This window comes from Cohnella cellulosilytica (assembly GCF_042431195.1).
In the GTDB taxonomy this organism is placed as follows: Bacteria; Bacillota; Bacilli; order Paenibacillales; family Paenibacillaceae; genus Cohnella; species Cohnella cellulosilytica.
This window is the reverse complement of record NZ_JBHMDN010000006.1, coordinates 190346-201182: the sequence shown is the minus strand read 5'-3', so window position 1 is coordinate 201182 and position 10837 is coordinate 190346. Positions and strand designations below refer to the sequence as shown.

Below are 10837 nucleotides of genomic sequence, written 5' to 3'. Positions count from 1 at the left end.
GCAAGATAGTCCGCTCGACTTGCATGTATTAGGCACGCCGCCAGCGTTCGTCCTGAGCCAGGATCAAACTCTCCATAATAGGACTCACCGAAGGTGATGTCCAAAGCTCTTTCACGGCAGGGCTTCCAAAGGAAGTCCCGAGAGTGAAAGATCCCTTACAGAGCCTTTGAGGCTCATTTCTTGCTGGTATTGCTTGTTGTTTCTTACGCTCAATGTTCAGTTTTCAAAGAACAATCGGTGTTGATTTTGCCTGCCGCCCAGAGGCGACTTAAATAATATAGCACAGACCCCTAGGCCATTGCAACCCCATTTATACATGGAATTTTATTGCAGCTGCGCGCCCCTCCTTTAGTCGGAAAAGGCAAACGCTAATTGCACCCGCAGTCGCCAACCATCGAGTAAAAGCGCCGCTTCCTCAATTAACGACTCGTTGTAGAGAACTCGCCTAATCGAAGCTGTACCGGCCGCCTTTAAGCACAAACGGACGGAGTCCTCGGCAGCCCCTTGAACGAGCTGCCGAAGACTCCGTCCGCCGCATGAACATCTGTCCCCAAACCCACAAGCCGCAATGCTTATCCCTCGGAGCGTTCCCGCATATGAGGGAATAGAAGAACGTCGCGGATCGACGGCGCATCGGTCAACAGCATGACCAGCCGGTCGACGCCGATGCCGAGTCCTCCGGTCGGAGGCATGCCGTGCTCCAGCGCGCGGATGAAGTCATCGTCCATCTCGTGCGCCTCGTCGTTGCCCGCTTCCTTCTCCACAAGCTGCGCCTCGAACCGCTGACGCTGATCGATCGGATCGTTCAGCTCCGTGAACGCGTTGGCGTGCTCGCGGGCGACGATGAACAGCTCGAACCGGTCCGTAAACCGCGGATCGGCTTCGCTTTTCTTCGCCAGAGGAGAGATCGCGACCGGATGGCCGGTAACGAAAGTAGGCTGAATCAAGGTGTGCTCGCAGAACGTCTCGAAGAACGCGTTGACGATATGGCCGAACGTCATATGCTTCTCGACCGGCACCTTATGCTCCTTGGCCAACGCATGGGCTTCCTCGTCCGTCATCTGAACGGTGAAGTCCACGCCAACCGTCTCGCGAATCAGCTCGGTCATCGACACCCGGCGCCACGACGGAGTCAGGTCCACTTCCTGGCCTTGATACGTAAGCTTCGTCGTTCCCAATACCTCCTGGGCGATATGCGCGATCAGCGACTCGGTCAGACGCATGATATCTTCGTAGTCGGCATAAGCCTCGTACAGCTCGATCATCGTAAACTCGGGATTGTGGCGCGTCGAGATGCCCTCGTTGCGATAGACGCGTCCGATCTCGTACACCTTCTCCAGACCGCCGACGATCAGGCGCTTGAGATGCAGCTCGATCGCGATGCGCATATAGAGCTGCATGTCCAGCGCATTGTGATGCGTAACGAAAGGACGCGCCGCGGCACCGCCCGCAATGGAGTGCAGCGTCGGAGTTTCGACCTCCAAATAACCGCGATCGTCCAAATAACGGCGCATCGACTGAATAATGCGCGAGCGCGCGATAAACGTCTTCTGAACGTCCGGATTCACGATCAGGTCCACATAGCGCTGACGATAGCGGGTTTCCACGTCTTTCAGTCCATGGAACTTGTCCGGCAGCGGAAGCAGCGACTTGGTCAGCACCTCCAGATCGTCCACCTTGATCGAGGTTTCACCCGTCTTCGTCTTGAAGATGACGCCCTTCACGCCGATAATGTCGCCGATGTCCAGCAGATCGAACGCCTTGAACTTGTGCTCGGGCACCGTATCCTGCCGGACATAGATCTGAATTCTCCCGCTCAGATCCTGAATGTGCGCGAATGCCGCCTTGCCCATTGAACGCTTCGTCATAATGCGGCCCGCGACGTTCACTTCGGCCGCCTTCTCGTCCAGCTCCTCTTTCGACAACTCCGAGTATTGCGCGAGAAGCTCGCCCGCATGGTGCGTGCGGTCGAATTTAACGCCGAACGGATCGACGTCCAGCGCCCGCAGATCGTCCAGCTTCCCCCTGCGAATGCGCAGCAATTCGCCTAATTCCAACTCTTCCGACCGGTCGTTATGTTCCATAGCCTCGTACTCCTTCATCCCCATCTAGATTTATGCGGCTCGGCGACGCGCCCTTCAAGCGAACGTCCTCTAACAGGCAAAAAAGCTTCCGAAGGAAGCTTTTTTCTATCCCAGTCAATCGGCTTCTCCGTCCCGGGGACGGCGACTAACGTCTGAATTGCGGCAGGCCGCGTCTGCTACACTTTGATATCGACAATTTTGTATTGAATGATACCCGCAGGAACGCTCACTTCAACGGTTGTGCCTTTCTTTTTGCCGATAATCGCTTTGCCTACCGGGCTTTCGTTGGAGATTTTGTTGTTCAGCGGGTCCGATTCGGCCGTACCGACGATCGTATATTCCATCGTATCGCCATATTCCAAATCTTCCACGACGACGGTCGAACCGATGCTCACCGTCTCCAGATCGATTTCTTCGCTGTTGATGATCCGCGCGTTGCGAAGCATCTTCTCCAGCGTTATGATCCGTCCTTCGATGAAAGCCTGTTCGTTCTTGGCGTCCTCGTACTCCGAGTTTTCGCTAATGTCGCCGTAGCCGATGGCTACCTTGATTCGCTCCGCGACTTCGCGGCGTTTGACGGATTTAAGGTTTTCGAGTTCATCTTCAAGCCTCTTGAGCCCGTCTTGGGTCAGAAGCACTTCCTTGTCGCTCATCTCACCGATCTCCTGTCATGGAAAAGATTTTCGAGGTTGCTAACCAATATATGGTCGGTCATCGCCGACATGACATCTTTATCCGATGTTTGGCCTGGCGATTTTCCTGATGCTTGGGCGAATATTGGTACGATTATATTGCAACCCCTTGAAAATGTCAATTCGCGGAAAGCACAGGTGAAAACACGGGCTGAAACCGCTTCCTCCTAGGGCGTGTATGCAAACCCGCTCGGGGCATCTTTCACCGCCTTTTCGCCCCTGCTTCGACCCTTTTGCTTGACGTACCCCCGGTACGCCTTCACAAAAGTTCCTGGCATGGAACGAAAATTCGGCAATATCTGCTGTCCTCGGAGGTTGCATACACGCCCTAGTGTACGAGGATTTCGCCGGATTCAGAAGCTCCGGCCGCTTCGCCGGCCAGAATCTCGTCGACCCGGCTCACGTATTCCTCCAATACGGACACCACTTCCGCGCGAGATTGCAGCTCCATGACCGAATTTTTCGCGGCGGCGGAATCCGGCAGTCCCTTCAGGTACCAGGCGAGATGCTTGCGCATTTCCCGAACCGCGACCCGCTCTCCCCTGAGCTCGGCCAGACGGTCCATGTGCAGCATGGCGATGCGGATTTTTTCCTTCGGAGACGGATCCGGCAGCATCTCGCCCGTCGTCAGGAAATGCACCGTCCGGTACAGCATCCACGGATTGCCCAGAGCTCCCCGGCCAATCATGACGCCGTCGCAATTCGTATGCTCCAGCAGCCGCTTGGCGTCCTCGGGAGTAAACACGTCGCCGTTGCCGATGACCGGAATGTTAACCGCCTGCTTCACGTCGCGCAAAATATCCCAGTTGGCTTTGCCCGTATACAGCTGCTCCCGCGTTCTTCCGTGCACGCTGACGGCCGCCCCGCCCGCGCGCTCTACCGCCTGGGCATTCTCCACCGCGTAGATATGCTCGTCGTCCCATCCGATGCGCATCTTGACCGTCACCGGCTTCTTGGCCGCATCCGCGGCGTAGGACACCATCTCGTAAATTTTCTTCGGATCGAGCAGCCATCTGGCGCCCGCGTCGCATTTGGTCACCTTCGGCACGGGGCAGCCCATGTTGATATCGATAATGTCCGCGTTCGTGTTCTGGTCGACGAACTTCACGGCTTCGACAAGAGACTCCTTGTCCCCTCCGAAAATTTGCAGGCTCAGCGGCTTCTCCCGCTCGTCCACGAACAGCATCTCCAGCGTCCGCTGGTTGCCGTGCAGGATGGCCTTGTCGCTCACCATCTCCGCGCAGACGAGTCCGCAGCCGAATTCCTTGGCGATCAGCCGGAACGCCGGATTGCAGACGCCCGCCATCGGGGCCAGCACGACATTGTTATTCATCGTTACGTTGCCGATTTTCAGCATTCTTTATTGCTCCTTTCCTAACTCTGCGTCGTCTCCCGCCGCGAAGCGCGAGATGCCTTCCTCCCGCAGAGACATCGCCGACAATCGATCCTCCCATGGAAAAGGAAGCTCCGTCGGCCAAATCTCCTTCAGCGGCACCAATACGAACGCCCGCTCTCCCATACGGGGATGCGGGAGCGTCAGTTCCGGCGTATCCATCTCAACCTCGCCGTACGCCAGCAGATCCAAATCGATGTTGCGCGGTCCCCAACGAATCTCTCTTACCCGTCCCATGTCCCGTTCGATCGCCAGCAAGCGACGAAGCAGCTCCACGGGGCCGAGCGACGTTTTCAACCCAATCGTCATATTGAGAAAAGAAGGCTGGTCGGTATAGCCCACCGGAGCGGTCTCATACACCGGCGAAATCCGCCCCAGCTCCAGGTCGGGCTCCGCCCGCAGCCTCCGTATCGCTTCCTTCAGCGAAGCTTCCCGGTCTCCCAGGTTGGCGCCCAGCGCCACGTATGCGTCTTGCACGAGCTCAGTCCTCCGCAGGGACGAGGCTCCCGTCCGGCCCTCTCCGTCTGGACAGCTCCACGGTCACTCCGTCGAAGGTAATGTCGAACGGCGGGTTCGGCTTCGTCACCGCCACCGTCGCTTTATGGATACTAGTATACGTACCGAGTACGGCGGAAGCAATGTTTGCGGCCAACGTCTCGATCAGCTTCACCGGAGGCCCTTCCACGATTTGCTTGATCAAGGCGTGAATTTCGGCGTAATTGACCGTATCCGCCACATCGTCGCTGTGCGCCGCGGGGCCCAGGTCGAGCCGCAAATCGAGATCTACGACATATTTCTGCCCGAGCTTGTTTTCCTCCGGATACACGCCATGGTACCCATAAAACACCATTTTCTTCAGCAGCATTCTATCCATTCGCACCCGCACCCCTTCCCGCTTCGTTCCGATAAAAGATTGCGTCCGCCATCAGCGCCACGCGCTTCGACAGCCGCACGTCGTGCACCCGCACCATCTGACAGCCTTGCGCAATGCCCAGCGCCGTCGTCGCGCCGGTCCCTTCCGCCGCTTCGTCCGCCGTCACGCCGAGCGCCCGCTGGATGAACCGCTTGCGGGAAGCGGCCAGCAGCACCGGATAACCCAATGCGACGACCTCTTCCAGACGGCCCATCATCTCCAAATTCTCCTCGTAATCCTTGGCGAAGCCCATTCCCGGATCGAGCCAAATATTTTCATCGGCAACCCCGCCCTCGCGGGCGATGCGAACGCTCTCGCGCAGATCGTTCAAGGCGTCCGCCATAAAATCCCGATAGTCGCGATTGTCCCGGTTGTGCGTCAGAATAACCGGACAGCCGAATTCCGCCGCTACCCGGGCCAGCTCCGGATCGCGCTTAAAGCCCCACACGTCGTTGAGGATATGCGCGCCCGCCTCCAGCGCCTGCCGCGCCGTCTCCGCCTTGTACGTATCGACGCTGATCGGCAGCTTGACCCGCGCCTTCACCGCCCGGATCACCGGGAGAACGCGGGCCAGCTCCTCCTCCGCGGAGATCGGGTCGTGCCCCGGTCTTGTCGATTCGCCGCCGATGTCGATCAGGTCCGCGCCCTCCGAAGCCATCTGCCCGGCTCTCGCCGCCGCCGCTTCCGCTTCGTTGTAGCGGCCGCCGTCGGAGAAAGAATCGGGCGTCGCATTCAGTATTCCCATAATCAGGGTTCTCTGTCCCAGCTCCAGCCCGGTTCCGTCCCGGAACTTGTAGCTGCGCCGATAAAAAGTCGGGTTCATTCGTTGCCGTTCCTTTCCGCGGCGGCGCGGTACAGACCCATCAGACGCGAAGTAAGCTCCCCCGCCTCTCCGGTCCCCGAATCCGCCCGCAAGCCTTGATCGTCCTCCAGCGCAACGACGGGAACGATCTCCTGCACAGAGTTCGTGACGAAGATTTCGTCCGCCGCGAGCAGCGCTTCCCAGCCGTACAATCCTTCTTCCACGGGGAAGCCTTCGGCCTGCGCCAGCCGGATGACGTATTCCCGGGTGATTCCCTCCAGCAGCCCGGTAGCCGCAGAAGGCGTGTACAGCTTGCCGGCCTTCAGCCAGAACACGTTACTGACCAGGCCTTCCGCGACATGTCCGGCTCCGTCGAGGAACAGCCCTTCCGTGCCGGGAGCCGCCCCGGCCGCCAGCAATTCCCTCTTGGCCGCGATATTATTCATATAATGGAAAGATTTCAGCCGCAGCGCGCCCTCCGGCGTGCTTCTCCGCAGCTTCAAGAGACGCAGCGTCTTGCCCGGGCGGGTCGCCGGCTCGTCCAATGCGAGCGCCTTGGCGTAGACGATCTCGTTCGGCAGGCCGTAATCGCCCGAAGGCAGGCCGATCTCGCCCTCTCCCGCCGACACCGACCACCGGATATACCCGTCGCTCAGTCCGCAAGCCGCCAGCAAGTCCGCCACGCCGCTCTCCATTCGCCCGACGTCCGGATCGTAGCGAATGCCGAGCTGCTCGCAGCCCCGCGCCAGCCGCGCGGCATGCTCCTTCAGCAGCCACGGGCGGCCGCCGTACGTGCGGAACGTCTCGAACAGGCCCATCCCGTACAGAAAGCCGTGATCGAATGCGGAGATCACGGCGTCTTTCTGGCTGATCAATTGTCCGTTGAATAGAAACTTCATGCTCCGACGCCCGATTTCCGATCGAGGAAGTTGCGCAAAATTTTCAGCCCGTAATCGGTCATGATCGACTCCGGATGGAACTGTACGCCCTCCACGACGTATTCCTTGTGACGCAAGCCCATGATCAGGCCATCCTCCGTCTCCGCGCTGATCTCCAGGCAGTCCGGCAGCGTCTCGCGCTTCACGATCAAGGAGTGATAGCGGGTGGCCGTGAACGGAGAGGGAAGGCCCGCGAAGATCGTCTTGCCGTCGTGGCGGATCTCGGAGGTTTTGCCGTGCATCAGCTCATCGGCGCGAACGACTTCTCCTCCGAACGCCTGTCCGATCGACTGATGGCCGAGACAGACGCCCAAGATCGGAATTTCTCCCTTGAACCGCTCCAGCAGCGCGAGGCTGATGCCCGCTTCATTGGGCGTGCACGGGCCGGGGGAAATCAAAATATGGTCCGGCGCAAGCTTGGCGATGCCGTCCAGATCGATCTCGTCGTTGCGGTGCACGACGATGTCCTCGCCGAGCTCTCCCAAATATTGCACCAGATTATACGTAAAAGAATCGTAGTTGTCGATCACCAGAATCATGTCGGTTCAACCTGCCCTTCGCTGTACTGCACCGCTTTCCATAGCGCTTTGGCCTTGTTCAGGGATTCGTAAAACTCCCGCTCCGGCACGGAATCGATGACGATGCCGGCCCCGGCTTGAATATGGCAAACCCCGTCCTGTACGGCGATCGTACGAATAATTATATTAAATTCCATATTCCCGCTGTAGTCAATCCACCCGATCGAACCGGTATAGGGACCTCTCCGGGTCGGCTCCAGCTCTTCGATGATTTCCATCGTGCGGATTTTGGGCGCCCCGGTAATCGTTCCTCCGGGGAAGGTCGCGGCCAGCACGTCGAGCGCATCCTTCCCGTCCGCCAGCGTCGCCTCCACCTGGGAGACGAGGTGCATGACGTGGGAGTATCGTTCCACCGTCAACAGCTCGGGCACCTTCACCGTTCCGTACTTCGCGACCCGGCCCAAATCGTTGCGCTCCAGATCGACGAGCATGACGTGCTCGGCTCGCTCCTTCTCGCTTCCGAGCAGCTCGGCCTCCAGGTCGCGGTCCTCCTCGGGCGACCGGCCCCGGCGACGAGTTCCCGCGATCGGCCGCGTGGACAATCGCCGCCCGTACAGCTTCACGAGCAGCTCCGGTGACGCGCTGACCAGCGCAAAGGACGGCGTTCGCAGCATGCCCATATAAGGAGACGGGTTCACGACGCGCAGCCATTCGTACAGCTCTTCCGGCGCGGCGGCCAGAGGTCGGCTCTGGCGGAGGGCCAGGTTGACCTGAAACACGTCTCCCTGCCCGATATACCGCTGAATCCGCCGCACCGCCTCCTCGTACTCCGCCTTGGTCATCGAAGTCGACAAGCCGGAGAGCCGTTCGATGTCGATCTCCAGCCGATCGCCGGCCATCCTCTCCCGCATCCGCTCCGCGCGCTCCCGGCTGGCCGGGGTTTCCCCCTCCGCCAACCAGCTCAGCCACTGCCGCTCCATCTCGTCGGCGCGCCCCTGCGCCGAACGGTACAGCTCCTCCAGCCTCGCAAGGTCCGCGTCCGGCTCGACCCGTACATGCACGGCGATATATACCGCGCGCTCCGCATGGTCGGCCACCCACAGCTCCTCGAACCGCTGAAACACGTATTCCGGCAAGCCCAGATCGTCCGTCGCGCGCTCCGGCAGCCTCTCCAGGCTTCGCACGACGTCATAGCTCCAATACCCGATGACTCCGCCGATGCAATCCGGCACGTCTTCCGGACGGGGCGCCCGCCACGGACGCAGCCACTCTCTCAGCACGTCCAGCGGCTTGCCCTCGGCCCGGCCGACCGGCGCCCACTCCGCTCCCGCCTGGCCATCGAAGGGCTCCAGCAGATCCGCTCCCTCGGCGCAGCCGGAGATCGCCGCTGCCGGACGAAGCCCGACGATCGTATAGCGTCCGCCTTTGCCGCTCTCCAGCAGGCTTGCGAAGGCGGATGCCCCCGCCCAGGCCTGATCCCAGAATTCGGGGAGCGGGCTCTCTTGCCCGGCCGAATCGATTTTTCGAACATACGGCAGCAGCGTATACCCTTCTCCCGATCCGTGCCAGCGACGCCATTGCTCGAATGGCTCGATTCCGATAACTTCCACGCCGTTCACTCCGTCCGCCCCTTTTGCCGACTCGTCTCTGTCTTTGTATAGAAGGTTCTATTTCTCCAGCTTTTCGAGAATAAGTTTTGCCGCCTGTTCGGCGCACAGCCTGTAGCCTTCATCCGTCAGGTGCAGCATGTCCTCGCATTTATAATAGTTTTTATCTTGAAGCATCAGCGTATAGAGATCGTTTACCGTAATATTTTCTTCCGCCGCCAGTTTTTTAGCCGCGTTATTGTAGCTGACGACCCAATCGTTGCTGTAGTTTATTTTCACCCCGGTTCCCGTGTTGTCCAGGGTGGAACCGCCGCTGAGAATGGGAGTCGTCGTCGCGAATATGATTTCGGCGCCGTTCCGGCGAATTTCCCGGATGATCCTTTTGAGAAAATGAACGTACTCGTCGAGCGGGTGGATCGCTTCCGTCATCGGCGCTTCGATGTTCATATCCCAGTATCCGTTATTCCAGTGAACTACGTCAAACCTGCCGTATTTTACGAATAGCTGGTTGACCTGCCAGAGCGTATAGGCCGCAAAACGGCCGTTGTCCGCATCGTCGTAATAAACCTCGCATTTCCCCCGCAAAATATCCTTAACATACTCGTCGTACCCCATGCGGATCGAATCGCCCAACAAAAGGACCTTCTTCATCCTGGCCAGCCTCCATCTCCATTTCCACTACTATATCATATCCGAGAGGAATTCGATCGGGATTCCGGACGGGTCCGGTCGGGCCGAATCCGGCTTTCCTGCTCTTCGGACGTGCGCAAAAGACGGCTCCCTATCCGTATCCGGATAAGGAACCGTCTAATGAGGGAATTCGAAATTAGTTCTCGAAGTTAAACAGAGGCGTGCTCAAGTAACGTTCGCCGTTGGAAGGAACGATCGCTACGACGCGCTTGCCTTCGCCCAGCTCCTTCGCCACCTTAAGCGCCGCGTAGATCGCCGCACCGGAAGAAATGCCGACCAGCAGCCCTTCCTTCTTGGCAACGGTACGCGCCGTCTCGAACGCCTCTTCGTTCTCGATCGTGATCACGCCGTCGTAAACTTCGCGATTCAGGATTTCGGGAATGAAGTTCGCTCCGATCCCTTGGATCTTGTGAGGACCCGGGCCGCCGCCGGACAAGAGAGGGGACGCTGCCGGCTCTACCGCATAAATCTTGATGTTCGGGAAATTCTCCTTCAGCACTTCGCCCGCGCCCGAGATCGTGCCGCCCGTGCCGATGCCGGCCACGAACGCGTCGATCTTGCCGTCGTAGGATTTGATTGCTTCGACGATCTCCGGTCCCGTCGTCTCGCGGTGAATCTTCACGTTCGCTTGGTTTTTGAACTGCTGCGGCATGAAATAGTCCGGGTTTTCCTTAACGACTTCTTCGGCTTTCTTGACGGCGCCGTTCATGCCTTCCGATCCCGGAGTCAGCACAAGCTCCGCTCCGTAAGCGCGAAGCAGGTTGCGGCGCTCCAAGCTCATCGTCTCGGGCATAACGAGAATTGCGCGGTAGCCTTTGGCCGCGGCAACCATGGCCAGACCGATTCCGGTGTTGCCGCTCGTCGGCTCGACGATCGTGCTGACGCCCGGCTTGATGATGCCTTGCTTCTCCGCTTCCTCGACCATGCTGATGGCGATGCGGTCCTTAACGCTCGAACCCGGGTTCTGATATTCGAGCTTAACGTAAATTTCCGCGCTGCCCTCAGGCACCACGCGGTTCAAGCGAACAAGCGGCGTATCGCCGATAAGCTGGGTCACGTTCTGAACAATCTTGGCCATTAAAGTTGTTCCCTCCTACGAGATAGCGGCTATGCGCCTGGTATCGTTATTCCGACTAAAACAGTCGGCATTCATTCTGATTTCATCTTAGCAGACCGCCAAGAGGATTGTCAATAGCTGGT

At 58.9% G+C, this 10837-nt stretch carries 11 protein-coding genes and 1 rRNA gene; all 12 read right to left on the bottom strand.

Annotated elements, in window-relative coordinates:
• Window positions 1–79 (bottom strand): 16S ribosomal RNA (locus ACFFT4_RS03130); the annotation flags it as partial.
• Between the two features lie 493 nt (window positions 80–572).
• Entirely contained in the window at window positions 573–2084 is a 1512-nt protein-coding gene (gene lysS / locus ACFFT4_RS03125) for a lysine--tRNA ligase (protein WP_378044998.1), read from the bottom strand.
• A gap of 176 nt (window positions 2085–2260) precedes the next feature.
• The gene (gene greA, locus ACFFT4_RS03120) at window positions 2261–2737 is read right to left on the bottom strand and encodes a transcription elongation factor GreA (protein WP_378044996.1); all 477 of its coding nucleotides are present in this window, start codon (window positions 2735–2737) and stop codon (window positions 2261–2263) included.
• 367 nt (window positions 2738–3104) lie between these two features.
• On the bottom strand, window positions 3105–4133 hold the full coding sequence (dusB, locus tag ACFFT4_RS03115; RefSeq protein ID WP_378044995.1) for a tRNA dihydrouridine synthase DusB: 1029 nt from the start codon (window positions 4131–4133) through the stop codon (window positions 3105–3107).
• 3 nt (window positions 4134–4136) lie between these two features.
• Complete coding sequence (gene folK, locus ACFFT4_RS03110; protein WP_378044994.1) at window positions 4137–4646, bottom strand: 2-amino-4-hydroxy-6-hydroxymethyldihydropteridine diphosphokinase; 510 nt, start codon at window positions 4644–4646, stop codon at window positions 4137–4139.
• 4 nt (window positions 4647–4650) lie between these two features.
• The gene (gene folB / locus ACFFT4_RS03105; protein WP_378044993.1) at window positions 4651–5043 is read right to left on the bottom strand and encodes a dihydroneopterin aldolase; all 393 of its coding nucleotides are present in this window, start codon (window positions 5041–5043) and stop codon (window positions 4651–4653) included.
• Window positions 5036–5905 carry a dihydropteroate synthase gene (gene folP / locus ACFFT4_RS03100; protein WP_378044992.1) on the bottom strand — a complete coding sequence of 290 codons (870 nt, stop codon included), beginning with the start codon at window positions 5903–5905 and terminating at the stop codon, window positions 5036–5038. Before folP ends, folB begins: the two co-directional genes overlap by 8 nt.
• Complete coding sequence (pabC, locus tag ACFFT4_RS03095) at window positions 5902–6783, bottom strand: aminodeoxychorismate lyase (RefSeq protein ID WP_378044990.1); 882 nt, start codon at window positions 6781–6783, stop codon at window positions 5902–5904. Before pabC ends, folP begins: the two co-directional genes overlap by 4 nt.
• Window positions 6780–7361 (bottom strand): aminodeoxychorismate/anthranilate synthase component II, encoded by a 582-nt coding sequence (gene pabA / locus ACFFT4_RS03090; RefSeq protein ID WP_378044989.1) that lies wholly within the window; start codon window positions 7359–7361, stop codon window positions 6780–6782. Before pabA ends, pabC begins: the two co-directional genes overlap by 4 nt.
• Complete coding sequence (locus ACFFT4_RS03085; protein WP_378044987.1) at window positions 7358–8959, bottom strand: anthranilate synthase component I family protein; 1602 nt, start codon at window positions 8957–8959, stop codon at window positions 7358–7360. Before ACFFT4_RS03085 ends, pabA begins: the two co-directional genes overlap by 4 nt.
• Window positions 8960–9007: 48 nt before the next feature.
• Window positions 9008–9598, bottom strand: coding sequence for an SGNH/GDSL hydrolase family protein (locus ACFFT4_RS03080; RefSeq protein ID WP_378044985.1), 591 nt, complete (start codon window positions 9596–9598; stop codon window positions 9008–9010).
• 175 nt (window positions 9599–9773) lie between these two features.
• The gene (gene cysK / locus ACFFT4_RS03075) at window positions 9774–10715 is read right to left on the bottom strand and encodes a cysteine synthase A (RefSeq protein WP_378044984.1); all 942 of its coding nucleotides are present in this window, start codon (window positions 10713–10715) and stop codon (window positions 9774–9776) included.
• Between the last annotated feature and the right edge of the window lie 122 nt (window positions 10716–10837).

Bases quoted from the DNA above. Each gene is read 5' to 3' on its own strand.
- cysK (WP_378044984.1), bottom strand. From the start codon at position 10,715: ATGGCCAAGATTGTTCAGAACGTGACCCAGCTTATCGGCGATACGCCG.
- greA (WP_378044996.1), bottom strand. From the start codon at position 2,737: ATGAGCGACAAGGAAGTGCTTCTGACCCAAGACGGGCTCAAGAGGCTT.
- folB (WP_378044993.1), bottom strand. From the start codon at position 5,043: ATGGATAGAATGCTGCTGAAGAAAATGGTGTTTTATGGGTACCATGGC.
- lysS (WP_378044998.1), bottom strand. From the start codon at position 2,084: ATGGAACATAACGACCGGTCGGAAGAGTTGGAATTAGGCGAATTGCTG.
- ACFFT4_RS03080 (WP_378044985.1), bottom strand. From the start codon at position 9,598: ATGAAGAAGGTCCTTTTGTTGGGCGATTCGATCCGCATGGGGTACGAC.
- pabA (WP_378044989.1), bottom strand. From the start codon at position 7,361: ATGATTCTGGTGATCGACAACTACGATTCTTTTACGTATAATCTGGTG.
- folP (WP_378044992.1), bottom strand. From the start codon at position 5,905: ATGAACCCGACTTTTTATCGGCGCAGCTACAAGTTCCGGGACGGAACC.
- dusB (WP_378044995.1), bottom strand. From the start codon at position 4,133: ATGCTGAAAATCGGCAACGTAACGATGAATAACAATGTCGTGCTGGCC.
- pabC (WP_378044990.1), bottom strand. From the start codon at position 6,783: ATGAAGTTTCTATTCAACGGACAATTGATCAGCCAGAAAGACGCCGTG.